This is a genomic window from Pseudomonas sp. B21-015 (assembly GCF_024749285.1).
Classification (GTDB): Bacteria; Pseudomonadota; Gammaproteobacteria; order Pseudomonadales; family Pseudomonadaceae; genus Aquipseudomonas.
The window spans coordinates 4,979,328-5,003,077 of sequence record NZ_CP087196.1 but is presented as its reverse complement, the minus strand read 5'-3'; the positions used below and the strand labels follow the sequence as shown (position 1 = coordinate 5,003,077).

22 protein-coding genes are annotated in these 23,750 nt (G+C 50.8%); 8 read left to right on the top strand and 14 right to left on the bottom strand.

Annotation, left to right across the window (positions count from 1 at the left end; all coding sequences use genetic code 11):
• Window positions 1-270: 270 nt before the first annotated feature.
• Window positions 271-1,098, top strand: a complete 828-nt coding sequence (locus LOY38_RS22820; RefSeq protein ID WP_258697161.1) for a pentapeptide repeat-containing protein — start codon at window positions 271-273, stop codon at window positions 1,096-1,098.
• 77 nt (window positions 1,099-1,175) lie between these two features.
• Here LOY38_RS22820 and LOY38_RS22815 read toward each other — a convergent pair whose 3' ends face one another.
• The 4 genes from LOY38_RS22815 to LOY38_RS22800 form a co-directional block, all read right to left on the bottom strand.
• Window positions 1,176-2,954, bottom strand: coding sequence for a hypothetical protein (locus tag LOY38_RS22815; RefSeq protein WP_231981943.1), 1,779 nt, complete (start codon window positions 2,952-2,954; stop codon window positions 1,176-1,178).
• A gap of 124 nt (window positions 2,955-3,078) precedes the next feature.
• The gene (locus tag LOY38_RS22810) at window positions 3,079-3,585 is read right to left on the bottom strand and encodes an ABC-three component system middle component 5 (RefSeq protein ID WP_258697160.1); all 507 of its coding nucleotides are present in this window, start codon (window positions 3,583-3,585) and stop codon (window positions 3,079-3,081) included.
• Window positions 3,579-4,151, bottom strand: a complete 573-nt coding sequence (locus LOY38_RS22805; RefSeq protein WP_060708137.1) for an ABC-three component system protein — start codon at window positions 4,149-4,151, stop codon at window positions 3,579-3,581. Before LOY38_RS22805 ends, LOY38_RS22810 begins: the two co-directional genes overlap by 7 nt.
• Window positions 4,148-4,441: a hypothetical protein gene (locus LOY38_RS22800; RefSeq protein WP_243241947.1), complete on the bottom strand. Its 294-nt coding sequence runs from the start codon at window positions 4,439-4,441 to the stop codon at window positions 4,148-4,150. Before LOY38_RS22800 ends, LOY38_RS22805 begins: the two co-directional genes overlap by 4 nt.
• Before the next feature lie 352 nt (window positions 4,442-4,793).
• On the opposite strand from LOY38_RS22800, the gene LOY38_RS22795 reads away from it, so the two are divergent.
• The 5 genes from LOY38_RS22795 to tnpC all read left to right on the top strand — a co-directional run bounded on the left by LOY38_RS22795 (window position 4,794) and on the right by tnpC (window position 9,471).
• The gene (locus LOY38_RS22795) at window positions 4,794-6,332 is read left to right on the top strand and encodes an ATP-binding protein (RefSeq protein ID WP_258697159.1); all 1,539 of its coding nucleotides are present in this window, start codon (window positions 4,794-4,796) and stop codon (window positions 6,330-6,332) included.
• Window positions 6,329-7,153, top strand: a complete 825-nt coding sequence (locus LOY38_RS22790) for an HNH endonuclease (RefSeq protein ID WP_258697158.1) — start codon at window positions 6,329-6,331, stop codon at window positions 7,151-7,153. Before LOY38_RS22795 ends, LOY38_RS22790 begins: the two co-directional genes overlap by 4 nt.
• Window positions 7,154-7,212: 59 nt before the next feature.
• The gene (tnpA, locus tag LOY38_RS22785; RefSeq protein ID WP_258696293.1) at window positions 7,213-7,530 is read left to right on the top strand and encodes an IS66-like element accessory protein TnpA; all 318 of its coding nucleotides are present in this window, start codon (window positions 7,213-7,215) and stop codon (window positions 7,528-7,530) included.
• A complete protein-coding gene (gene tnpB, locus LOY38_RS22780; RefSeq protein WP_258696294.1) occupies window positions 7,527-7,862 on the top strand; it encodes an IS66 family insertion sequence element accessory protein TnpB in 336 nt (111 codons plus the stop codon). The genes tnpA and tnpB overlap by 4 nt, the downstream gene beginning before the upstream one ends.
• A gap of 61 nt (window positions 7,863-7,923) precedes the next feature.
• Window positions 7,924-9,471, top strand: coding sequence for an IS66 family transposase (gene tnpC / locus LOY38_RS22775; RefSeq protein ID WP_258696295.1), 1,548 nt, complete (start codon window positions 7,924-7,926; stop codon window positions 9,469-9,471).
• A 26-nt stretch (window positions 9,472-9,497) separates the two neighbouring features.
• On the opposite strand, the gene LOY38_RS22770 is transcribed toward tnpC, so the two are convergent.
• Both LOY38_RS22770 and LOY38_RS22765 read right to left on the bottom strand, forming a co-directional pair.
• Window positions 9,498-9,896, bottom strand: a complete 399-nt coding sequence (locus tag LOY38_RS22770) for a GFA family protein (RefSeq protein WP_258696296.1) — start codon at window positions 9,894-9,896, stop codon at window positions 9,498-9,500.
• Between the two features lie 343 nt (window positions 9,897-10,239).
• A complete protein-coding gene (locus LOY38_RS22765) occupies window positions 10,240-11,205 on the bottom strand; it encodes a hypothetical protein (RefSeq protein WP_258697157.1) in 966 nt (321 codons plus the stop codon).
• 391 nt (window positions 11,206-11,596) lie between these two features.
• Here LOY38_RS22765 and LOY38_RS22760 point away from each other — a divergent pair, with 391 nt between their 5' ends.
• Entirely contained in the window at window positions 11,597-11,956 is a 360-nt protein-coding gene (locus LOY38_RS22760) for a hypothetical protein (RefSeq protein ID WP_309475857.1), read from the top strand.
• Between the two features lie 77 nt (window positions 11,957-12,033).
• Here the strand turns inward: LOY38_RS22760 and LOY38_RS22755 are convergent, their stop codons facing one another.
• Window positions 12,034-12,837, bottom strand: coding sequence for a DUF6694 family lipoprotein (locus tag LOY38_RS22755; protein ID WP_258697156.1), 804 nt, complete (start codon window positions 12,835-12,837; stop codon window positions 12,034-12,036).
• Window positions 12,838-13,104: 267 nt separating this feature from the next.
• Between LOY38_RS22755 and LOY38_RS22750 the strand changes: the two genes are divergently transcribed.
• Window positions 13,105-14,157, top strand: coding sequence for a hypothetical protein (locus tag LOY38_RS22750; protein ID WP_258697155.1), 1,053 nt, complete (start codon window positions 13,105-13,107; stop codon window positions 14,155-14,157).
• Window positions 14,158-14,668: 511 nt separating this feature from the next.
• On the opposite strand, the gene LOY38_RS22745 is transcribed toward LOY38_RS22750, so the two are convergent.
• The 7 genes from LOY38_RS22745 to LOY38_RS22715 form a co-directional block, all read right to left on the bottom strand.
• Window positions 14,669-15,271: a DUF262 domain-containing protein gene (locus LOY38_RS22745; protein ID WP_258697154.1), complete on the bottom strand. Its 603-nt coding sequence runs from the start codon at window positions 15,269-15,271 to the stop codon at window positions 14,669-14,671.
• The gene (locus tag LOY38_RS22740; RefSeq protein WP_258697153.1) at window positions 15,255-15,578 is read right to left on the bottom strand and encodes a hypothetical protein; all 324 of its coding nucleotides are present in this window, start codon (window positions 15,576-15,578) and stop codon (window positions 15,255-15,257) included. Before LOY38_RS22740 ends, LOY38_RS22745 begins: the two co-directional genes overlap by 17 nt.
• A 105-nt stretch (window positions 15,579-15,683) precedes the next feature.
• On the bottom strand, window positions 15,684-17,525 hold the full coding sequence (locus tag LOY38_RS22735) for a hypothetical protein (RefSeq protein WP_258697152.1): 1,842 nt from the start codon (window positions 17,523-17,525) through the stop codon (window positions 15,684-15,686).
• Window positions 17,526-17,528: 3 nt separating this feature from the next.
• Complete coding sequence (locus LOY38_RS22730) at window positions 17,529-17,933, bottom strand: hypothetical protein (RefSeq protein WP_181286650.1); 405 nt, start codon at window positions 17,931-17,933, stop codon at window positions 17,529-17,531.
• Window positions 17,923-18,480 (bottom strand): hypothetical protein, encoded by a 558-nt coding sequence (locus tag LOY38_RS22725; RefSeq protein WP_258697151.1) that lies wholly within the window; start codon window positions 18,478-18,480, stop codon window positions 17,923-17,925. The genes LOY38_RS22730 and LOY38_RS22725 overlap by 11 nt, the downstream gene beginning before the upstream one ends.
• The gene (locus tag LOY38_RS22720; protein WP_258697150.1) at window positions 18,480-21,830 is read right to left on the bottom strand and encodes a hypothetical protein; all 3,351 of its coding nucleotides are present in this window, start codon (window positions 21,828-21,830) and stop codon (window positions 18,480-18,482) included. Before LOY38_RS22720 ends, LOY38_RS22725 begins: the two co-directional genes overlap by 1 nt.
• A complete protein-coding gene (locus LOY38_RS22715; RefSeq protein ID WP_258697149.1) occupies window positions 21,827-23,206 on the bottom strand; it encodes a site-specific integrase in 1,380 nt (459 codons plus the stop codon). Before LOY38_RS22715 ends, LOY38_RS22720 begins: the two co-directional genes overlap by 4 nt.
• Window positions 23,207-23,750 lie beyond the last annotated feature (544 nt).

Here is a 23,750-nt window from a genome sequence, read left to right as displayed (position 1 = left end):
CACCGAGACATCATAGTCGGTTTTTGTTGTGAAAACGCCCATGGAATTTCGACTACGCAAGGGGGGCAGTCTTGTAGCTCGCCCAAACTTTGAGGGGGATGCGAGGCTTGACGGCGACTCGCTTTTTTTCCAAGATGTGTCTGCGCCATTGACGGTGGCGTTCAGCCCTAGCTTGGAAAAGCCTCTGCACCGTCGTTTCAACTTCCTCTCCTGCCACCTTGAATGGTCAGCTGATACTAGGGCTTAGCGTTGACCGTGAGAGGCTAGGCTATGAACTTCCCTGATACTCCTTCGCTTGCTGCTTTCAAGTCAGATGCTACTGTCCTGCTTCATGAGCTACGCAGTGGCAGTCGCTCTGCATTAGACAGAGCAATTCGCGCTCAGTTAATCAGTTCGGGCCCTGCCAACAGAGACATCTGTCTTCGTATTCTTGCTAAAGAATACGGTGTGACATACAAAAAAATTGTCGCTAGAGATCGGATGATTTCGCGATATGCCGCTCATTGTTTTTCTCAAGGTTTTTGGCGGCAGCCCTATGAAGGCGAATTTCGTAGAGCCCGATTTTTACTGCAGTTTGAAGCGCTTGTTGAATGCCTTCGTGACCAGGTTCCTCTTGCAGTAGCTGCGGACAAACGGGGAGTGGATTTCAGTGGATTCCATTTCAGCTCGTTGCTATTCAGCAGAATTGGGCTCGTTCTCAAGCGCAAGAAAGTCCCTGATTTCAGCTATCTTCAGGCGCCCGGGAGCCTAGTGCACTATCACTGGTTTCAAGATGTTCAGAAGGCGAGTCACTCGAATTTCAGCAATGCGAAGTTTTACTCTATTTCCGCAGATCCTGTAGTTCAACCAGGAGCCTACGGCTGGGAGACTGACTTCAGCCAAGCAGATTTGAGAGGTGTTGATCTTCGGGGTGCATATCTTCGAGGTGCCTGCTTTTTGGGGGCTAAACTCGACGGGGCCGATCTACGCAATGCAAATATCAACCAGTGCATATTTACCGGGGCCAAGGGGGCGTTCGTGAGCGGCGAAATTCTTTACCACAATTGGGACGTTGGCCCGAAGGGTGTTATCCCATGGCTGCCAGACGATGAGGTCTAAATCGTAACTTCTGGTTTCTGGTGCCCCGCTCACGCGCCCAGATTGAACACTGGGCGTCGTAGGGCGCAGCAGGTTGGCTAAAGATTTAGCGTGTGCATCCCTTTTGCATAATGCGGCCCTACGCAAAGTGCAGTTTTATCTAGCACTGGGTCAACCATGGAGGTAGTCATGATGACCTGAAAAGGCGTGGAATTATGATGCGATAGGGACTCTACCAAGACTCGCTGAAAATTTTGACTGCGGTCGGAGTTCATTCCCTTGTCTTCTGTGTTGTCCAGCAACAAAAGCCTAGGGTAACGCATCGTCTGATCTTCCAACGACTCCAGTAGAATCGCAAGATGAAAGCTATTCTTAAGGATCGTTTCCGAACTTGCGGAGAATTTTGAACGGCCATCAACAAGCATAAAATCTTTGCCGAAATCGAACATCACCACTTCGGCATCATTGAAGGCCGGCTCGAAACCACCATCTTGCTTCAGCAATTCGACTGTCTTTTCAGAAATGCGGCTTTCAACAGTTTCTCTGCGCGTGCTAGTTTGACCTCTCTTAATCTTGATGTCTTCTGCCAGATTTAGAATGGACTCATTAAGAACCCGTTTCTTCTCGATGAGACCCTCTATCGCAGCAACCAGCTTGGCTTTGGTTTCGTAATTTTTAATCCGCTCCTCTACGCTTCCGATTTTTGCAGAGACCTCGTTAAGTTGCAGAGTCCGGTCGGAGCTTATACGTAAAGTCGTGACATGCTTGGCCCTTAAAGCTTGAAGTGCAAGCTGGTTAGATTCCAGATAATGGGAGTGCTCACTAAACTTCGTCCTCATTTCAAGTAATACTTGAGTGCTTTCCTTTTTTTGAAAAATCAGCTCATTCAAGGCTGCTAAATAAGAAGCCTCTCTAGAGTTTGTATCGATCTCGGTTTTGCACAGGTGGCACTGATCTCTCTCATGATTGGTAATGGCGGAAAGACAGCTTGGGCAAAACTTAAATCTTACTTCGCCAAAAAAGTCATAGGCAGTCTTCGACTCTTTAAGGGATTTGATTCTTGAGTCTATTGCCGAAATAAAAAGTTCGGATTCTACAATTTCATTCACCATCTCCGCCTGCTTAGCAGTTCGAATGTCGATCTCCTTAGAGAGCTCACCAATGGCTTTGGCTGCCTTCTCCGCCTCTACATTAAGCGCCGCGTCAGAGGTCTCTTCAGGTTGGACAATCAGGCGCTCGCGTTCCGCAAGAAGCTCCTGTAGTTCGATATTGGAATTCTTGATGGCAGTATTGAGTGAGGTCTCACGCAAGGTGCCTTCGGATGGCGATACGTATCTGTAGATTGAGTCTAATTGCCCATCAATTTTGGCGAATTCTGATTCGGCTTTTGCGAGCTTTTGCTTCAGCGAATAAATCCCGAGATCATCAAGGCCGAGTAGGAAGTCACCTATCGCCTGGCGCATGCTAGGCTTGTCGAAGGTAGTGTGCTCAGCTCTCAAGATCTTGTTTACTGCGGTGCCTTGGTCGACATAAATCAGTCGCAAGACCTGATGAATAGTCAAGTTGGCAAAGTCATCAGTTTGGTCGTGAGGCCAATCTAGTAACTCAAAGATTTGTTGAGAAAAGCTCAATTTTTCGTCGGTTCGAATCAAACCATATTTTTGCCACACGGCTGACGTTCCTGCTTCGCGGAGTTCATTGTATGACCCTCCGAAAAAGCTCATGGGTGGCTTCTTTCCAGGCTCTACCGTCCTGTGTATGGTCATCACGTGACCGTTAATCTCAATTTCAGCAAAAACTCCATCACAGGTTTGTGCTTCTTCATTCCACCGATCTTCGGCTATATCCCCACCGAGGCAGCTAAATAGAAAGTCCATGATTGTTGACTTTCCGACACTGTTAGCACCTCGGATTATATTGACGCCCTTGTGGAACACTGCGTCATACACCGCCTTCCCCGACCTGGTAATTATGAATCGGTTCACAAATAATGTTGAAGGCTTAGATGTCATAAATAAATTCCATTAGGCCGGAGCGAGATTTGAGTCCGTTCGATCCGTAAAAAGGTGCTTCTGGCAGACCTTTTGTAATGACTATGAATGCGTCGCTCCTCAAAAACTCATCGGTTTCAAGGAGTGCAATATAACCGGGCGGCAAAGCGTCTGGCTCTAACTGCATGATGCCTTTATCGAATTCGGATTTCGATAAACAACCTTTCGCAATAAGCTCGAGTGTTGCTGCCTTTTGGAAACTTTGGAGGTCAAAGAATGTGCGAGCGGGATTTGTCAAATCTTCAAACTGATCTTGAATGTTAGCGGTTTTTGATTTGTACTTGCCGATTTCCCTGGGCCACGGTTTTATCGCCTTAAGCTGGCTAGGGAACAAATAATAAAAATCAAGCACGCGAAACAGGGGCCAACTAATTGGCGTGCTACCAGTCGCATTGAGAATTGATACTATTCTGTAAAGACAGTGGTTTGCATCGAAGGCTGGGTGATACATCAGCATTTTGGCTTCTCCCAGATCAAGTGGCACTTCCCAGTGAGAAAATATAACATCCCTGAAATCATGTACTGATCTATTGTGAAGTCTTCCGCCATAACCTCCCGGTAAATGGTGTCGACAATTCCGTTGAGGATTACCCCATCGATAACATCATTCGGGACACCTTGTTTTATTAGCGGTCGAATGGATTCTTCGAAGCCAAAACTAATTTTTTGGAGAATGTAGAGAAAGATAGCCTGTCGTCTTCGATTGAGCTGGGACTTCATTAATCTCTTCGCAAAGGCATCTTTGCGCTCGATTGCTACCTCTAGCAAATCCTCACGCCCCCCGTTTTTGAGTTTTTGCTCCAGACCGATCATCGGAGACTGAGTTTTCTGGTTGGTAAAAAAATCCAGACGTTCGATGAAATACATGAAATCTTCATCGTGCTCACTCAACTCTTGGATTCTTGCAAGTGCGCGAGTAATTGCAGTCGGATCTGCAGGGGGTAGGTTGATGACGTAGTTGGTGTCATCACCCACACGCACGCCGCCCTGGATGTTTGAGCCCCAAATGCTTGCTTTATTCATTTGGGCGAGTTGTTTGTGTCGTTGCCCGCCCGCACTGAACCATGAACTGTGGAACCCTTGATGTTCACGGTATTGCTTCCAGAGCGTCCTTTTGTACCGGCATTAATCAATGCTACGCATAATGCGAAGGTCACAACCACCAGGAGGCACATCAGAGCGAACAGTTCGGTATGCGTCAGATTCTTGAGGTAAGGCGAGGAGATGATTTGCGGATAAACCGTGTACCCCAACAGGCCAGCTAGCGCCGCACTGCCGCAATACTTGACAGCGCTTTTCCAAAATTCGTCCATGATGAACCCAAGCTGGTAGTCAAAACGCTATCATCGTGTATTCGAGGGCCCTCGTAAAGGCACGGAACCGCGAACTCACGCAAGCGGATGCGAACCGACGGCGTTAGCCTTTCTTTTTGACGTGGAGCCGCCTGCATACGTAGGGTGTCGGTTTAGATCGACGTAACTGAGGTTTTTCACGCAGTCCCGGTATCAGAATAGAGGGCCGTGAGGGATCCAGCGAGACGCCAGTTTTTGAGGGCAGCTTCTGCGGTAGGGGTACCAAGAACGTGCTGCGAGGCAAGCATGAATAATGTGAACCCACTACCTCAGGGGGGGCGGGGGTCACCTAGCCTAAAGGAGACCAGGCGAAATGGATTTTTATGTGATTGGTAGGGATACGAAATTCCCTGATCGAGCAAAGAATGCAACCTACCTGAAAATGGATCGATGGAACGACTTCAGCTTCGTCACCATGTTTTACGCTGTAGCCTTCGACGAGGAAGGCGTACGTTATGAGCTTGAAAATCTAAAAATCGGATTCAAGGGGCAGGATACCTCTACCTCCACGTACTCAAAACTTCCCGCGCACTTCACAGAGTTACCAGATGATTTTTTCTCTCTCGGTAACAATGTCGAGTATTACACCAAAATCGCCCAAATTCCGTCACCCCCCTTCAAATATGCTTATTTGGCAGGTTTGAGGGACATCGTTGCCAACCCTGAGCTTGTTGAGAAAATCACAGGTGAGCCTGTTTTTTCGACGTCTTTACTACGTGATGTAAGTCTTAGCAGCGTTAAAGAGCAGTTTGTCCGTGTGCTTCAGGGAGGGGCTGTTCGTACGGACTACTCCTTCACGTTTGTTAAACAAAGTGATAGTGCTACTGCGGGCATCGAACTCGATTTTCAGGTTACCGCTGGCTCTACACCATTGACCAATGTACATGCCTTGATTGGACGCAATGGTATCGGAAAAACCACCATTTTGAATGGCATGATAAACGCTATCAGTAGTGGGCACGCTGGACTGGATGCTATTTTCCGGGTTAACCCTTGGGGCGGAGGAAAAACACCGATTGGTCAGGATTTTTTCAGCAGCGTTGTGCTTGTTTCTTTCAGCGCATTCGATCCATTCGACCCACCACCTGAACAGCCTGATCCGGCACTGGGCACTTGTTTTTACTACATTGGGCTAAAGGCGAAAGCCACGGACGGGCATGACCTGAAGCGACGTGACGCTCTGAAAGCTGAGTTTCTCGCCGGCTTAAGGGCTTGCCTCAAAGATGCCTACAAGCGAAATCGCTGGAAGCGGGCCATTGAAACGTTGCAGTCTGATGAAAACTTTGCAGGCATGGGGTTTCTGGGGCTTTTGTCGTTAAGCGGTGAGGAGTTTATTGCTACTTCCGAGTATCTTTTTTCAAATTTAAGCTCCGGGCACTCTATCGTCTTGCTGACAATTACAAAGCTGGTTGAGCGAGTCGAAGAGAAGACGCTTGTGCTTCTGGACGAGCCGGAGAGTCACCTCCATCCGCCACTTTTGTCCGCTTTCATTAGAGCTTTGAGCGAATTGCTCTTGGAACGCAACGGTGTGGCGATCATCGCAACTCACTCACCTGTTGTTCTCCAGGAGATCCCCTCATCGTGCGTGTGGAAGATTAACCGCTCACATCTCGTAGCAGCAGCCCATCGCCCATCTGTCGAAACCTTTGGTGAGAATGTAGGGATATTGACGCGAGAGGTCTTCGGACTGGAAGTGACATCGTCTGGCTTTCACACCCTGTTGGCTGCAGCGGTGGATCAAGGTAAGGACTTTGACCAAATCTTCCTAGAATTCAACCGACAGTTGGGCTTTGAGGCTCAGGCGATACTCCGGGCACTTATTGCCGACCGAGACAACGGGGCCAAGTCATGAAGCGGCTACCTTGTCCGGAATACGCTCCAGAATACTCTTACGCTACCTGCGTATCGGCAATCCTCGACGAGCCAGAACGAACCCGGATGATGGCGGGTGTGAACGATATACGAGACACGGCCATCGACTTCGTCGAGCGGGCCGCCGCCGGGGCAACCTGGGAACTTCCTCCTCTCGTCGTGGCGAAAGGCGAAGATCCGATTGTGGTCGGTGATATTCGCAAGAGCGAACTGGTCGCACTATATGAGTATTACATGGTGAGACGCCCTCTAGGGCGCGTCATTTACGATTCGATTTTAGTTGGGGCGGGGGATGAATGCCCAACCTGTGGGGGAATAGGTCATCCACGTACGCTAGATCATTACCTTCCGAAAGCTAACTACCCCAAATTGGCAGTGCTTCCTCAAAATCTCATTCCCGCATGCCGGGATTGCAACACCGACAAGGGCAATCCGCTGATCGAACACGCTCATAAACAGCTAATCCACCCGTATTTTGATCAGCCTTGCTTCTTTGATCAAACGTGGATTAGCGCATCAGTCACGCATAGCCAGCCTCATGTAATCAGCTATGCAGCAACTCCTCCAGACACGTGGTCTGAAGTGGATCGTGAACGTGCCATAAATCATTTTGAGTTTTTCGGGATCGCGAAGCGCTACAGCATCGCCGCGAGTAGCGAGCTTATTTTTTTGCTGGATATGCACAGGAGCTATTTCCGCAACAGACCGGCTGAGGAGTTCTCGCAATATCTACGTTCGGCGGCTGAAAGCTCGAGTGTGTGTAAGGGGCCGGGGAACACACCTTCCTCGCTCGGCCGATAAGGGCGATTGTGTCCGCGTATTTTTAAGCGGACGCCATCGCCCTTAACGTCAGGATTTCCATGCGCCAACGAAGCTCTTACCCGAAACCCTTCAAGGCCCAGATTGTTCAGGAATGCCTGCAACCGGGCGCAACCCTATCCAGCGTTGCCATCAGCCACGGCATCAACGCCAACGTGATCCGCAAGTGGCTACCACTTTACCGAGACCAGCCGCCAGCGGCGTTGCCGGCTTTCGTTCCGTTGAGAGCTACGCCCAAACGGCAGGCGGAAGCGTTGGCGATTATTGAGCTGCCGTTTGGCGAGCAATCGATCACAGTGAAATGGCCAACTTCCGATCCTGAAGGCTGCGCCCGCTTTGTCCGTGGACTCACTCAATGATTCGCATCGACGCCATCTGGCTCGCCACCGAGCCCATGGACATGCGTGCCGGCACTGAAACTGCGCTGGCCAGGGTGATCGCGGTATTCGGTGCGGCGAAGCCGCACTGCGCTTATCTGTTCGCCAACCGCCGCGCCACTCGTATGAAAGTGCTGGTGCATGACGGGATTGGCGTCTGGCTGGCTGCTCGCAGGTTGAATCAAGGCAAGTTTCACTGGCCCGGCATTCGGCGTGGCTCCGAGATGGAGTTGGATATTGAGCAACTTCAAGCGTTGGTGCTCGGCCTACCTTGGCAACGCGTTGGGGCTGGCGGTGCAATCACACTGCTCTAACGCCCGCCATTAGCCCATTGGTCTATCTCCGCAAACGGCTTGCTCTGGCAAAATTCGCGGCATGACTTCATCGCCCAATCTCGACCAAATGTCCTCCGACCAACTGCGTGCCCTCGCAGCGCAGTTGCTGTCCCAGGTTGATTCTCTCGGGCAGCAAGTCGACAGGATGGGCAAGAAAAACGACCGTGACCAAACCATCATCGAGCAACTCACCCACGAAATCGCCTGGTTCAAACGTAACAAGTTTGCCAAGCGCAGTGAGCAATTGAGCCCTGCTCAAGGCAGTCTGCTCGACGACCTGCTCGACACTGACATCGCGGCCATTGAAGCCGAACTGAAGGCGTTGAATCCGCCGGTTGCGCCGGCCGAGCCACGCAAGCAGCCCAAGCGTGTTCCTTTGCCTGCGCAGTTTCCGCGCACCGTGATTTATCACGAACCAGATAACACCCAATGCGCCTGCGGCTGCCAGCTCCAGCGGATCGGCGAGGACGTCAGCGAGAAGCTGGATTACACGCCGGGCGTGTTCACCGTGGAGCAGCATGTGCGCGGGAAATGGGTCTGCCGCGAGTGTGAAACGCTGACTCAGGCATCGGTTCCGGCGCAGGTAATCGACAAGGGCATCCCGACCGCAGGGCTGCTGGCTCACGTGATGGTGGCCAAATTCGCCGACCATTTGCCACTGTATCGCCAAGAGAAAATCTTTGGCCGCGCCGGCCTGGCTATCGCCCGCTCGACACTGGCGCAATGGGTCGGCCAAACCGGTGTGCAACTCCAGCCCTTGGTCGATGCACTGCGCGAAACAGTGCTTGCTCAAGGCGTGATCCACGCTGACGAAACGCCGGTGCAGATGCTCGCACCGGGCGAGAAGAAAACCCACCGTGCTTACGTCTGGGCCTACTGCACCACGCCTTTTTCGGCACTCAAAGCAGTGGTTTACGACTTCAGCCCAAGCCGTGCGGGAGAGCATGCACGCAACTTCCTTGGCCCGTGGAATGGCAAGCTGGTTTGCGATGATTTCGCCGGTTACAAAGCAAGCTTCCAGCAAGGCATCACTGAAATCGGCTGCATGGCCCACGCCCGCCGCAAGTTTTTCGATTTGCACGCGACGAATAAAAGCCAACTGGCCGAGCAGGCGCTGCACTCAATTGGCGGGTTGTACGAAATTGAACGGCAAGCGCGGGAGATGACCGATGAAGATCGCTGGCGAATACGTCAGGAAAAAGCGGCGCCGATTATCGACGCACTGCATACCTGGATGATGGCCCAGCGCGACCTTGTGCCCGAAGGGTCGGCTATCGCCAAAGCTCTGGATTACAGCCTCAAGCGCTGGACGGCACTGACTCGATATCTCGAGGATGGTGCTGTGCCCATAGATAATAATGCGGTCGAAAATCAGATAAGGCCGTGGGCACTTGGACGCTCGAACTGGTTGTTCGCCGGGTCACTACGCAGCGGTAAGCGGGCAGCTGCGATCATGAGCTTGATCCAGTCGGCACGCATGAATGGGCATGATCCGTATGCCTATCTTAAAGATGTGCTGACGCGGCTGCCGACGCAGCGTGCGAGTGAGGCTGCTGAGTTACTGCCCCAAAGATGGAACCCCCTATAGTCGAGGAGTGTACTTTTTGAGAAATTTTACTTTGATTCCGAATCCGTCGAACTAACGTACCACCACCGTGGCTTTCTGTCCTCGTACGAGTGATACAACGGTAAGAGAGCTTCTAGATCATTGTCGTCAAAACCACCGACTAGCAATGCGATAGTTGGTTCGTCATCTATTGCACCGATGGAGCTTCCGCACTTTGGACAAAAAGCTCTACTGGAGTAATCCGAGGATCTAAACGCTGAGGGAGCACCACCGGCACCTATCCACTTAACTCTGTCTCGCGCAAACTCGACCCACACGGCAGTAAGAGAGCCAGTATGCTGCTGGCAAGTTTTGCATGAGCACGTATGTGGTTTCTCTGCTGGGCCTAGCGCTTCATATCGAACCCATCCGCAGACGCATCCGCCACTATAGGTTGTTTTTTCCATGTACTACTCCGTTGACCTGCGGTCATAGGGTCAAGCTTAGCGGTAGGCAATCGAACCTGTCTCGACGAGCAATCAATAGATACATATTTTCTAAACCTCTAAATTTTTCTGCCCTAATTCTCAGGGTTACGATATGTGCCGGACGCACAGCATAAAAATCGTGATCCACAAGGTGTATTGAGCGGACGCCTACGAGTGTGTTCCCTAATCACTGGCGTAAGGTAATGTATTCCGCTTTGGCAGAGGATCCTTTGTTCTGCGCTCCCTAGATGTCAAGTTGTGCGATAGGGAGCGAATAGATTCCTTTTCAGACTGCTCTGTTGACTAGAACAGTTAGGGCTCCCTAATCCATTTCAAGCACGTACTGACAATGGGCACACAGCCTTTGCGATTGCATTTCATCAGTATCGTCATCAAGCTGGGTACCGCATTGCATGCACTCGGGAGCTTTCGGGCCGTCCCCACAGATAGCGCAACATTGTTCCTCTACAACGTATGAATCACGTTCACAACGATCACAGAGATCCAAAGGGCCTTCACCGCCCTGGGTGGCGGCAATGTATAGGTCTGCGAAATACTTTCCAGTGAGCATGGAGTCAACCACGTCACCAAACTCAGAGGTGGCTTCGCACCTGGTGCAGTGAAAGGATGTTAGCGAGAGTGTTTCGACGTTGCCTGAAGCTTTCATGAGCTTTGCTCTGCACTCAGGGCAGCTCAAATGCTCTATTGCGCTTGCAAGAATGTCAGATGGCCAAGTGATCTGGCTGAGAGACTCCAGGCATGTCTTTCGCTCCCGCTCGTAGAAAGCTTCCTGCTCGGTCAGAAATGTCCAGGTGTCTGTGCCAAGCAGAGTCCCCGGGCTGATGCCTAAATGAGTGGGGACGAATTGCTGTATCAGGTGAAAGCAGTTGGCAACGGTTTCTAGCAATACCGACGTCGGACGGCTGCTGAAATAGTGCTCTATATCATTCCTGATGGTGGTGAGTGCTTCCAGCAGGTTCCACTCTACTCCATCAATCCCAAGGCTCTTGAGTCGCGAAATTATCGTGTGGACATCGACGGTCTTTTTACCGCTGCCGACCCACATGACTTGGCCTGCAGTGCCCAAGGTAGGTGTCACTTTCTCTTTAAGGAGTGCTTCACCTGAACCGGGCGAGCTCATGGCCTGCAACTTGACCTTGAAGAGCAACAGGAGACCCGACGTCAAATTTCGAATGGATGAAAGGGCTCGGGCTTCATCGTGCTCCGCCGCCTTGAAGTCTTCTACCCCGAGTCGGATCGAAGCGACCGCGTTATCCTGCATTGACATCCCTTTCTCACAGTTAATGCTTACCTGCTGACGGCAGATCGAAGCTACTTTTGCCTAGTCTCCGCTACTCATGTGTCGAGAAGCCATGAAATTTTATGGTCGTGAACCGGGCAAACCTCCCTTGCTGTGAGTGCAGGCATAGATTCGTCAGGGCAATCGGTTAAAGTCATAAAAGAAACCAGCCTGCTTTGATCGTTTTACCAAAGGTAAAACGGCAGGAATGAACCAGGTACTCACATGGGAGGAGGGGATGAAGCTATTTTTGGACTGCGAGTTCACCCAGCTCACCCGGGAAGCGAAGTTGGTCTCCTTGGCACTGGTGTCTGAAGCCAGCCAGGAATTTTACGTCTAACTCACGGACACCTACCGAGTGGAGGACTGCAGCGACTTCGTGATTCAAAACGTCCTGCCACAGCTTGACCTCTCGCTGCATGGACAAACCCTGTCCAAAGCTCAAGCATCACTGCTCACTTTCCTAAGCAACCTTGAAGGCCCGCTCGAGATTTGCTCGGACGCTCCCGATTGGGACTGGGATCTCTTTTGCAAGTTGGCCTACGTAAACCATCGTTGGCCAGCAAATACAGCCAATCGCGCAACCAATTTGATTCAGCTATTCAGGCATCTCTCCGCAGATCAAATCGACGCAGTGCTGCCCGAACTCCCACACCATGCGCTGATGGACGCTCGAATCCTGGCCGACCTTTATCGTCGACTGACTGCCGGTTTGAATCGAGGCACTGAAAATGGATGATGATCTCCGCACGCAAAGGCGGCTCGCCCGATGAAATTCAACATTAATCACGAGTCTGCTATAGGGCCTGCACCACGTCACTGAGCGTATTTGGTTTGGAGTGCGGTTAGCCTAGTTGCATCACGCTCGGTGAATGAGCCTGCGTCGAATAGAGGCTTATCATCAGCACCATCAAGCCGTTCGACGGTTACGGTGAAGATGGCATCCTTTGGTGGTTCGACCTTGCCCCAGTCCGAAAACTGATTAGGTGCGAGACTCCAGGATTGAGATTCGCCTGGTTCCAAACCACCGCTGATTGAGTAATTGAACGTTTCGACAAGCCAAGGCACTGAGCGTCCAGGAGAGGCGATGGTGCCTTTGAAATACGCCCGTGACACGGCGCTGGCAGTCCCGTTATTCACCCTTATTTCGATGATAGGTTGGTTACCAAGGCCATACTCTTTGGCCCTTTGATAAAAGCGAGACTTTGAAACCTGAAAGCGGGCTAATTCTGTTTTTGCAGCTTCGGATTTTTTTTGCTTTTCGACCAGCTCCTGAATTTCCGTCAAGGCCTGTTGCCGTTCTCGCTCCGCACGTTCTGTTCGTGCTCGGTTTGCTTCATCGGCAACCTGCTGAGCAGTCTTTCCGTTGAGGGCAGCAAGCATGTCTGCTGACACACCTTCGGCATTTTTTTTGCCCTGTAAAACCTGAGAAATATCGAGTCCCTGAAATGCAAGCACCATCACATCAGATGCGAACTGCTTGCGCTTGTCCTCAGGCAAACTCGCAGCAACCTTCGCCGCAGAGTCTTTGAAGGCCTGTTGTGAGCTACCGTCCAGCTTCGGCTCGCCACAGCCAGCTAGCATCCCTGCCATAAGCGCTATGCATATAAATCGACGCATCTGCATTCCCTCTCAGAAAATTCAGGGCAGCATATCAAAATGATGTCTGAATGCGATCTGTGCAGTTTTTGGTTTCCGTAACCAACAGAGCAATTCAGCATTGCGCTATTAGCCATGAGCATGCTGTGTAGGTGCGTCAATAGGCGATTATCCGAGGCGGTGCTCTGCTGATGATAGCCTGTAGCTCAAACGCACTGCTGTAGTTCGATTATCCATAGGTAGGCCGAATTGAAAGCGAAATCTAAAAAGACAGAATGGATGCTACCGATGGACTTTCCGGTCGATGATCTCTTTGAGGTGAGTGAGGTGCTAAAAACAGCAAGCTTGCTCACACCTGCATACCTCCCACCCGACGCAGGTATATATGAGCCTGCCGTGTACTTTTATGCGCGAGATCAGGGCGTCCAGACGGTCATACTGCCGGATCGGAACGTAGCCTCGCGTATCGCGCAATTAGCTAAAGGCAAAGAAACGACCAACGACAAGCAACTCAAGCTATCAGCCGCACTGCTAGGATTTGCTCAGCTTCTGAATATCGATTTTGAGCCAAGTGTTTCCTTCCATGAGCTTGCTCACCGATGTGGTAACACTAGCGCAGCGGATGAGCTTGGCTGGTTCAGGGCGGCTGACAACGCCCCTCCCCAGGATATACTTAACGTAGCACTCGGTAGGACAAATCGTGTTTCCCGCACGTATACCCCGGTCGAGGCTCCGCATCTCAACCTAGAACTGCCATTGAAACGCTGGAATCGAAATTACATCACTGCGCTCAAAATTCTGGAGTTAGACCTTGCCCCGGGTAGGCAAATCGACAAGATGCTTCGTCTTTTAGATTGGATGAGTAGGAGTCTTGTATTCGCCGGGCCGGCTCTGATGCTCGCATGTGTGTACCTCGGTACTCATTCGCCTGCCCGCAAGAATGTGTTCAAAAACAGCAGGTCTGCTGATCGGATGGCGGCGATCGCTGGGGTGAGAAACGCTGCATGGGATATCACTCATCTGAGCGATTTTATTCTTCGCTCAAACGAGAGCGCCGATCTCGGGAACGTTCAATATTTGCTTGCTAGCTTCGATGCACATTTGAAGCTAACGACGAACCTCCTGATGACAGTAGGCCGCGAAGGGAGTGATGCCTCGCTTATTGCAGCTGGGCTTGCCCAGTGGTGGGGGATAAAGGACGCTCAGCGCATTGCTCACGAAGTAGGGATTCAGCTCCGACGAATCCATAGCGACTCGCACGTTCCCAAGACATCTGGCGACCCAGAGTACATTCCGAAGCTGATATTGCTTGGTGAACGTCTCGTGATGGCGGCTATTTAGCATCCACACCATTGTCTTTACTCGCACAGCCTGACGATGCAACCAGAGCGCGCAGGCCGGTAAGGCCGAAATGTGTGATTATGGACGTGTGTAGTGCTACTTTTTAACCAAGTCTTTGTATAACTCTCGGGCCTCAAGGATCTGATCCCTGATCTCCTCAGGGTCAATGCGCATGCCACCGCGAGGCGTGACCTGAAGCGTCTTTAGGCGGTTCGCAGCCTTAATGAATTCTCGTTCTTCCGCCTGAACCCACGCGGGGCGCTTGTCTTTCCAAAAGAGCCAACCCATTTGCCCGGCCTCATCTTTGATCGGATGCTCAGCAGTATGTGGGAGCGGTAGCCAATGTCCAAGCAAGAAGGTGAGTCGGCTCGCTCTGCAAGCGGAGCGCGCAGACCATGATGGTCGAAGAGCGTAAGGATGGAAGCCCGGAGGGCCGAGACCCGTCATCACGGGGCTCGGTTTACGACAGCCGTCCCCGGAGGGGGGCGCCCGACTATTGGAAATGCAAAGATTACCGAACAGCTCGTTGATCAGATGACCGAGGCACTACGCCCAGCGCGCAAAGATCGTATGTCCTGCGCAATGCCACCTCGTCACCAGAAGACACCCTTGCATGGGTAAAGATCGTCGACAAAAACCGCCTCCGCTCGCCATTGCCGAGCTCAGACCAAATCCTTGGCTGCCCTTGTGCATCAGGAATCGCCAACCGGTCGAGGAGATACTCTTCCAGGCTGTGCAGACGTTGTTGGCCATCAACCAGAATCTCGCTGTTTTCGGCCAATGCCCTGCCGGCGATCTCTGGCTGGTACCAGTCATTCGTGAGGTAGCTCCCCAGATCCGCGCCTGACCATAATGCGGAGATAAAACGAGACTTCTGACCAAGGTTCCACTCCAGCCCGCGCGCCCAGGTTGGAACGGGCATGCCCATAACGAATCGCGCCGCCCACGGAAACTGCTCACGAACGGAGGAGGGGTCTACCAGATATTTTTCCCAATGGCCCACTAAGACCTCGAGCGGACAATGACTAACGGTCGTGGGCAGAAGACGCTGCGGCATATGGATGTGCAGGTCTGATGTTCCGCCGTCGGCGTAGCGTTTAAAAAAGGGAGTCATGGTTTCTTGGGTAGCTCAGGTTGGTCGAAGTATTCGGGTAATTACGGGCGCATCGCCATGCATCCACCGTTGCAATGATCAAAAGATCTCGTTCGATGGATATGCCGATCTGGTCACTATCGACCAACGCTTGTGCATAGCCCTCAGCGTAGGCTGCGGCCTTGTCGAATGCGGATGTACAGGCAGAGGATTCGATGTAGGTAATCAGCCGCCTCCATGTGAGCCGATGGCGATTGCCTGGGAGAGTTTTGGGGAACGAGATGGCGTCTTTCAAACTCTGTGCGTATGCATCTTTAGACTGGTTCAAGGCCTATCACTTCATGGTCTACATGCATATGACAAACGGTTGGATTCTGAAAACCTTGAGCTTGAAATGATAATTTTTTGTGAATAGGTAAGGTGGGCTGAATTCCTACTCAACAGTTGGCGTGATTCGTTGCATCGAGATGCATACTACTGACGAGCCTGCTTCGGATAAGTCATGAGCGAAGGCTCCCACCAAATCGACACCGTACTCTTCGACCGCCCGAGCAAGTCCCGACATTCGAGCCACGCCGGCAACCACCATCGCGCGCCTTACCCCGGCGTGCAGCGCATCATCGATGGTCATGGCGGCTCCAAGAGCGCATACAGATTCCCTCACCGTCTCCGTGTCGATCCGCCAGTGTCTCCCCTGAGTCTCGACACGCAAGCCCCGGTCATCGGTCGAGACCAACCTGGCGTAGCTAACCCGTTTGGGAAGCGTCTGTTTGAGGAGCAGTCGATCTCCCTTTGAGTAGGTGTCCCACTGCGTTTCCAAGGCCACTGGCTTACTACGCTCGCGCACTAACTCGTTGATCATTTCACAGAGTTGGAAGCTGTCGCATATGGCGACAAGGTTGGGATCAGCCCGCAGTCCCGCGACAGCCTGATCCAGAGACGGATGACCTGACGGTAGGTTCGAGATAGCGCCAAGAGGCGGGTCAATGTGGTGACTGGGGAAGTAGCCTTGGAGCTGATTGACAATGCGGCCATTCAAGCTGCCGTCGACTGCAGTTTTTTGGTTGCAAAGAAAGACGACCCGGTCACGGGGGGTGAACTGTCCTAGAAGCAGGGATACTTCAACCGCGCTGTACCATTGAAAGTCCCAGACGATAAAGGTTCGGTACTCGCCTCGTCCCGCAGGTATAGATTCCCAATGTACCAGATGGGCTTCGGAGCCATACCGCCCAGCTAGACCCTGATGAACAATACCTGGTTCAGAGCCTCCTAGAATCTGCAGAATGGAAGAAAACTCGTCACAGAACGACGCAGCCGATTCGTTACCTGAGTGAGTGAATACGGAAAACCGCGAATTAATCGCGTCACCAACAAGCTGGCCGTGGTCAGAGTCATTGAGGGCTCCGTATAAACTGGAATACCGGACGTAGGCATACTCGATCTCGCGGTCGGAGTACGTAGGAAAAAAGGCATGAGTTAGCGTCTGGAGTTGCGAGCGTATTGAACTCTGGATCAGGTGGTGGCCCATGAGTTGAAAATTATCATGGTGTCCAACAACCAGATTCTTGTCCAAGCAATCAGGTAGCGCCGACCTGAGAGACGCCGGGAGATCTAAGGCATTCAGAACCGTTGCCCCCCGCTTGGCGTCGGTGAGCATCTTGGCGATTAGCTGATAACTGGGAGTGCTCGCGAGCTGGCTGGCGGTCGAGGAGTTGTCCTGCAAATGCCTAATACCCAGGAATGGAAACGCTTTGGCGGGTGTCTCAAATAGTGCACGAGTGCCTCCAGGGCCATGGAGGTGGCAGATATTAAGCGCCTGATAGTGACAAAAACCGGATTCAAGCATGAAGGTGGCTGCATCGAAGAGGCAAGATTGACGATGGAAATGATAGGCCAGCTGACTTGCATACGGCTCAGAGATGTACATGCACAGAGCTCTGTGATCCTGCTGTTCCAACGCCAATAGTGCGGCTGAGATACCTTGGGTACTCAAAGCCAGGAGCCTAACTTGCTCGCACCTTGGTAAGTACAGTTCTGGCAAGTAGAAGTGGTGCTTGACCAGCAGGTGCCAATGAGCAGCAGAGGTCGACGTAAGCGTAAAATCTATCCTTTCTTGAGAACGTCGCACGCCGTATGTTTTGCCTGGCAGGATTGCCGTCGTTGGTGCGCGTTCAAGCCTGAAGACCACGCGCCGTTGATTCCATGGTAATACACCTTTGACGACTACAGTACCGTCAAGGCGGTGTATCACTTTAACGATCAAATACGTCGCCATTAGTTAGTCCACTATCAAACGCTGGTTGTAAAGATCCTTCCAGCGCGCCTGGCTTTTTAGTAGTTCCCTCTTGAGTTTTTCATTATCTGATAAAACCTTGTGGAGCGAAACGTTGAGTTTTCCAAGTTTTGGCGGTGTGGAGGATGACACGCAGTTTGCCAACACCGAAGCGTGGGTATTTAGAAGACTAACAATCGCTCGCATATCATCATGTCCTCGACCTGGATAAAAACATTGGCGCGTACAACCCACCAGCGCGGCGAGGGACGAAAGATTTACTTCGCCATGATGCAGCATCAGGCTTTGGCCGCTGCGTAAAATCTCAACTACGACCTTCTGGAGCTTTATAGCCTTTGTGTTCCCAACTGGCATTTTCAATAAGATTTCGATGAGAGTGTTAACGTCCATTTTTCCACTCCAGATAGACTTTGCAATTATTATTGGCTGATACTAGCTCATTTTCCTCCGAAAACGTCTCCAGGTTATATAGAGCACCATCTTTGAATTGTAGATTTCTCTGGCATTTCAAAATGTCATCAATAAGCATGCAAAGGCTATCTAGGTCGAATTGCCTTGGATCGGACTTTGCGATTTTGGGTGCCACCAATGCCAGTTTGTTGTGCGGGCTTTTCAGCTCTTTTTCTAGGATGGAGACCTTTCGGGTGAGCTCAATATTCCGAATCTTAAGCGCATCGACTGAAGGTTCGTCGGTTTCCTTTGTGCCTCTTGAAACTAAATCCTTAATGTATTTATTTAGTAGCTTTCGATGTTCGCTTGTAGGCTTGCGAAAGATAGAAGGATCAATGTCCAGCTGCTTGCCGACCTCTAGCGTGAGCCGGTTAATCGAGGGGAACGGCTTCCCATTTTTAAGAAGTATTAAACAGCTCTCGATGCTTCGGAGAGTATTGGCAAGCTGGTTTGCCTGGTAGGCAGCGCAGTTCGGTTTTCGCTTCATTAAAGGTGATTGCCGATTGGGAGTGAATTGGAGACGATGCGGTCGGCAATTTCCGCCACGGACAGGTTCATGGTCTTCATGATTGAAAGGACTTGCCCAGCATATTTGTCCCGGTCAGAATCCTGAGCAATGGCCATCTTAAGTAAGTCAGGGTTCTTGGCGATTTTTTCAATCATGTAGGGATAGTTGTGCGATGTGAATTGAGGGTAATCCTGGCTGTCTAGCAATTGAGCTATCACGCGTTGTGCAGGATTGTTCATGTCAATCTCATGAGATTGGAAGTCTTTCAGATCCCGCATTCTGGTGATCAGTCGTGGCCCAGTAGCGTCCTTCTCGAGACGATCTTTTAAAGCCTGCCTAACAAGGTGGTAGCTACCTAATTCAAGCTTCGCCACGGTCAGCTCGTGATGGACTGCATCGATTTCGTGTCTGTTTGCTTTGCTTGCCTTGAGGCTCTTAAGTTTGCCCACCAGGCTTTCCGATTCGCCAGTCAGTTTTCTGATCAGGCAGTTTATCGCAGGCAAATGGTCGATGCCGAAAGCGGCAATCGGGCACAGCCCACAGACTCTAGATCTGCCAGTGAAATCGATGAGGTTTTTAGGGCAATTCCCGTTTTTAAGGCAAATGCAGTTTGAGTAAAAACCCACGTCTGGATCTTTGTCTGAGGCAATAATTTGCATGCCAGTCTTTTCGTGCTCAATAACTGCTGAACTTACGCTGATAAAATTCTGATCTTGGGCCAGTTTGTTTCGGTCTAAGCGCCAGCCGGAGCTAATCGCATTGGGCGTCATATAGGTGCTGCTGGCAGCAGGCATCATCTGCGACCAAGCGCTACGCATTATAAGCTTGTTGGATTCCGAAATCGCCTTAATCGACTCGGAGATGTCCGGGATGGTGTAGTAATCCGTGGTGTAAGCGTTTTTATGAGCGACTTGCTGCTGAGCAACTCGAATGTCAAGGTGGCCATAGATCCGAGCGTGGGTGAGCCAGGTAGCCCTCAGCGAGTGTGGTGTATGGACAGACTTCATTTGTCCGTGTTTGTTATAAGTAACGAATTGATGATGGCGCTCTGTAGGAACTAGGCTGTTGTAAACATCCTGTACGCCATATAGTAATTGTGTCCATCTTTCGGAGTAGTTCGAGTCAGAAAAGGGCAGTGCATGGCGATTCCAAGGACTGCGGAATAGGGAGTGGATTTCTCCATACTCTTTAGGATCTGTAGAGTCATTTTCATAGTACGTCGGAAGCAACGGGCTTTGGAAAACCTTGCGCTGAAAATGCCGCTCGGCGATCAAGGAATCCATGACGTCATCAGGAATCACAACTGGACGATCTTGCCCGTCTTTATCTGTATTAACATAAAGAATGCAGGAGTTGAGTATTCGATGCTCAGGCTTGCTAAGTAGTCTGTCGAATGTATTGATATCGAGCCATTGGCAATTTTGAAGGCGCAAGCCACCATGCAGGGCGATGGATAACATCCTCACGACGCTTATCCAAGGCATGTAAACTTCGGTACTTGCGGCTCCATACAGGCCGGAATACCATGAGTAAACGTTGATGATGCGCGTAACTGGAATAACCAGCGCGTCATCTTCGTCGTCAGGATTACTGATCTGGATTTCGTGACTTAAACCTACTTCAGATAGGTCGATCCACTCTGCTCGTCGAACTTCATCCAGTTGATCGCCTTTAAGTTCGCCCTTGAGAATCTGCTGCTGGAGGGATAGGCCGACATGTTCAACCGCTTGGAGGTACGCTTTAGCGATTACGGTTGAGTCGAGAGGCAGGGGCACCTTGTCGGTGCTCCCCCGTGCGCCGCTTCCTGAGCGATCAAACAGGAGGCTGACTGGATTCTCGAAACCTTTCTCGACCACCCATTCACCGTCGGCTTTAACGAACGCGTTGTTCTTTATTATAAGTTCAAAGAACTCATGAATTGTCGCGACGAAAGCTGACTTGGTCTTGGGAGAGAAAGTCATATCGTATATCTGGGTAAGCGTGCATGGAAGAGTAATTCCGCTGATCGGGTGGCCAAAATCAAATAAGCTGCTGTTTAGTTCATCTTGAGAAATGGTGTTATTCCAAAAAAGAACTCGTTCGAATTCGGATGGGCGCAGAGGGAAGCACACCAGTGTGTCAGGGTTCTCTTCTAGCCACATCGGTAAGTAGCAAAGCAGGTAGTCCAAAAGTAAGAAGATGGCCCTGATTTTACCTTTTCGCGTTTTGGTCGCGTGATTATGCTTGTCCAGATGAACAAGATAATAATTTGCGGCAGCTAGCCAAAATTTGGATAGGTTGCAAATGTTAACGTGTTCACGGCCTGGATAATACGTGTTCTTGAGCCAGCTAAAATTTTTGGTGGTGCGCTCTGGTTTGGGCGTTAGCATGTAGCGCTGTTCGACCGTCAAATCTTGTTGTGTCGAGATTTGTCTGGCAATCGTTGCATCCTTTACGCGCCTTGCAATTGCCGTTGTTTTTTTTGCCCAGTCAGACTTGTAATTTCGTCTGGCACGCTCACGCTGTTTTGGTGTCATCTCCACGGCATCCTCGAACGGGACTGCGAAATAGTCCTTGAACTCCTCGATGCTCATTTTGAAGTCGTGGGCGGAGATGGATGCAGTGGATTTTGCCTGTAGATATTGGTGGTATTTTTCAAGATTATAGGCGTCTGCAGGCGATATGATCGTCGGGTGTCTGGCTGCAAAGGTTTTGATCCAGGGGAGGTAGCGGAAAACTTTCGGGTCGGGCACACGGTTGTCGCAAACACTGGGTGCAGCCTCCCATAGTTCTTCAAGGCTTACATCCTCAGCTTTAAGCCAGTTAGTTCTGTATTGAAAGACCCTGGAAGCTCTGATGGTCTCTGGGAAACCCTGTGAGTGCTCGTAGATAAAGCCTTTACTTAGCGGTTCGAGGAGAGGGAATTTTGTCCAAATACCTTGGAGTTCAAATGTATGAGGTAAGGTCGCTAGGCCTTTCGACCACAAGATCGCAAACATTGCCCGAAAAGATACCCGTAACCCTATAGCGTCTTCAATGATGACAGGTAGGCGTCCGGTAAGCTTTTCATAAAGCGTGCTTGCGCCGGAAGTGTCTTCTGTTTTAATTAGTGATAGGTCATACATCAAGTCGAGCTGGGTTTTGTTGATTTTTTTGAAGCCTGTTAAGCTTTTAAGAATGAAAAGCGAAAACCTGCTTCGATCTTGTCGGCTGGAGCTATCCAAGGCTTGATCAATTTTATTTCCATACTCCTGGCGCATTTGTTCGCAAAGTGTATCGAAGGTCTCGCGCACCTCTTCCTGGATGTTCACGTTTGGAGCTAGGATGACTTTCTCGGAGGTGTTAATCATGCGGCAATTCGCTGCGAAAGATCATAGGCAAGCTCGGCGTATATAGCGGATCTGATCTGATCAATGTGAGGGTTTCTTCCCCATAAAGCTTTCATACGTTCTGCCGCCTCGATTTCAGCGATTACGGTTTCTTCGCTGAGTCGTGCGTACTTTTCCGTAGATCTTATGTCCTTGTGGCCCATCAAAAGCTTTATCTCGGACAAGGTAAGCCCCATCTGATTACGACCGGGGATGTAAACAAAGTTTCTTGCCCATACCCCGTAAAAATGCCTCAGGCTGTGAGAGGTATAAGGCGCCCCAGTAGCAGGTGAGATAGTGCCAAGATCCACCTGCGCCTTCCTCAAGGCCCTATTCAGATTCCTGTTGAGCGAATTCATATTCCTCAAGAGAAGCATGGACTCACCGTATGTCTGTCTTTCGTTCGAAACGAATAGATAGTCACTGTCGGTCGTTGGTCGTACATCCAGATAGTCAGCCAGAGACTCAAAAAACAGGCTCTTGAAGGGCTCGAACATTACAATGGCCGCAAGTGTTCTGCCTTTGAATGGCAGCTTTCTCGCTGCTTTCTCCGCCGCAGGGTTGCGGTGGAAGTTAGGATCTTCAATCCGGATGGTACGCGAATCAATATCGATGTCCGACCGTCTAATCCCCCAAACTTCTGAATGGCGTAAGCCGCCTGCGGCAATCATTGCGGCAGCGCACCTGCATTGAGGGTCTTCAATGCTATTGAGTAGCGTCAGAACATGTTCAGTGGGGAAACTCCGACTAACGTGAGAGCTTTTGACCTTACCGCCGGGAATGCCGCCAGGGGCGTAAGCATGGGCATCCTTAGGTGTATTGCCGAATGTCAACGTGTTGTTATGAATGTTGTCCATTTCGGCTTTGGTGCGCCGTCTGTCCTGCGTTTGGGGTAGAGACATGACGTTGGCGAATGCGTCGCTCTTGGTGAGGATCCGAATGAGGGATGCCAAGTCATTGAGCTTCATTTGGCTGGTGCGAAGGAAGTCATTAACCCCGGCCAAATACTTTTGAGCACTCACAGTTTTGACTGGAGTCTTTCCCAGGGCTTTAGCAGCTCGGCGCACGATGAAATCAGTGCTGTTAACCCCTTTGGTCAAAAACTCCCAGTACAGGTTAATGGTCTTTTGAGCGACTTCGGGTGGCATGGGCTGGCCTCCCATCACACCTGTTTCGTAGCAGTAGTCGAAGAAATGAGCTACCGAGCTGCAATATTGGTAGGGCACAGATTCACCAAACGCATGACCCACTTCTTTCGTCTTGTATCCCGCATACCTGTTGAAGGCGTCAATCGGGCGTTCGGTGGCTACCTCGAATAGGCGGGGTGTGTCCATCTGAATGAGGTAAACATGCTTCACAGGGCTCTCCTTCCGACCTGGAGGGCCCGAGCTGACAGCCGAGTATCTGCGCTTGGGAATGGAGAAGACTGACAATTCCGTGTAAAAACATTAAGCATATATTGACGCGCCAGGCATGATGGTGTATAAATTCGCGCCGAATTCTACGCATCTAACATTTAAATTGTGTAATTCCTTTTTGGAATTAAAACTTTGCTTTTGGCTGTTCTCAGGAATATCGGCGTTTCGAGCCTTCCGTCATTCGTAGATTTATGGGAAGTCGCTTATTCCCTCCGCAGTTTCTTTGGCAATAACTCCCACATCATTCGCGTCTCTTGTCCGGTTCCCTGTGCTCGATAAGCCAGACATCCGTCGGGCACGCTGCTGTGCGAATGCTGTATGGGCTTAGAGCTCTCAGTGGAGTTTTGTAGGTTGTCTTGGTCTGATGCGCGACGGAGGTTCTCTATGATTTCCTGCCTCATGCAGGTCTCACTGCCTAGCGTGTATTCACTGCGTCCGATAGTTACCGTTTGGCGTGCGTTTCAGGGTTTCTTTATTCACAACT

What these genes read in the sequence shown, in the direction of transcription:
- LOY38_RS22820 (WP_258697161.1), top strand. Translation starts at nt 271, where the DNA reads ATGAACTTCCCTGATACTCCTTCGCTTGCTGCTTTCAAGTCAGATGCT.
- LOY38_RS22790 (WP_258697158.1), top strand. Translation starts at nt 6,329, where the DNA reads ATGAAGCGGCTACCTTGTCCGGAATACGCTCCAGAATACTCTTACGCT.
- LOY38_RS22815 (WP_231981943.1), bottom strand. Translation starts at nt 2,954, where the DNA reads ATGGACTTTCTATTTAGCTGCCTCGGTGGGGATATAGCCGAAGATCGG.
- LOY38_RS22765 (WP_258697157.1), bottom strand. Translation starts at nt 11,205, where the DNA reads ATGTCAATGCAGGATAACGCGGTCGCTTCGATCCGACTCGGGGTAGAA.
- tnpC (WP_258696295.1), top strand. Translation starts at nt 7,924, where the DNA reads ATGACTTCATCGCCCAATCTCGACCAAATGTCCTCCGACCAACTGCGT.
- tnpB (WP_258696294.1), top strand. Translation starts at nt 7,527, where the DNA reads ATGATTCGCATCGACGCCATCTGGCTCGCCACCGAGCCCATGGACATG.
- LOY38_RS22720 (WP_258697150.1), bottom strand. Translation starts at nt 21,830, where the DNA reads ATGATTAACACCTCCGAGAAAGTCATCCTAGCTCCAAACGTGAACATC.
- LOY38_RS22810 (WP_258697160.1), bottom strand. Translation starts at nt 3,585, where the DNA reads ATGCTGATGTATCACCCAGCCTTCGATGCAAACCACTGTCTTTACAGA.
- LOY38_RS22735 (WP_258697152.1), bottom strand. Translation starts at nt 17,525, where the DNA reads ATGGCGACGTATTTGATCGTTAAAGTGATACACCGCCTTGACGGTACT.
- LOY38_RS22770 (WP_258696296.1), bottom strand. Translation starts at nt 9,896, where the DNA reads ATGGAAAAAACAACCTATAGTGGCGGATGCGTCTGCGGATGGGTTCGA.
- LOY38_RS22805 (WP_060708137.1), bottom strand. Translation starts at nt 4,151, where the DNA reads ATGAATAAAGCAAGCATTTGGGGCTCAAACATCCAGGGCGGCGTGCGT.
- LOY38_RS22725 (WP_258697151.1), bottom strand. Translation starts at nt 18,480, where the DNA reads ATGAAGCGAAAACCGAACTGCGCTGCCTACCAGGCAAACCAGCTTGCC.
- LOY38_RS22750 (WP_258697155.1), top strand. Translation starts at nt 13,105, where the DNA reads ATGGACTTTCCGGTCGATGATCTCTTTGAGGTGAGTGAGGTGCTAAAA.
- LOY38_RS22800 (WP_243241947.1), bottom strand. Translation starts at nt 4,441, where the DNA reads ATGGACGAATTTTGGAAAAGCGCTGTCAAGTATTGCGGCAGTGCGGCG.
- LOY38_RS22795 (WP_258697159.1), top strand. Translation starts at nt 4,794, where the DNA reads ATGGATTTTTATGTGATTGGTAGGGATACGAAATTCCCTGATCGAGCA.
- LOY38_RS22755 (WP_258697156.1), bottom strand. Translation starts at nt 12,837, where the DNA reads ATGCGTCGATTTATATGCATAGCGCTTATGGCAGGGATGCTAGCTGGC.
- LOY38_RS22730 (WP_181286650.1), bottom strand. Translation starts at nt 17,933, where the DNA reads ATGGACGTTAACACTCTCATCGAAATCTTATTGAAAATGCCAGTTGGG.
- tnpA (WP_258696293.1), top strand. Translation starts at nt 7,213, where the DNA reads ATGCGCCAACGAAGCTCTTACCCGAAACCCTTCAAGGCCCAGATTGTT.
- LOY38_RS22745 (WP_258697154.1), bottom strand. Translation starts at nt 15,271, where the DNA reads ATGACTCCCTTTTTTAAACGCTACGCCGACGGCGGAACATCAGACCTG.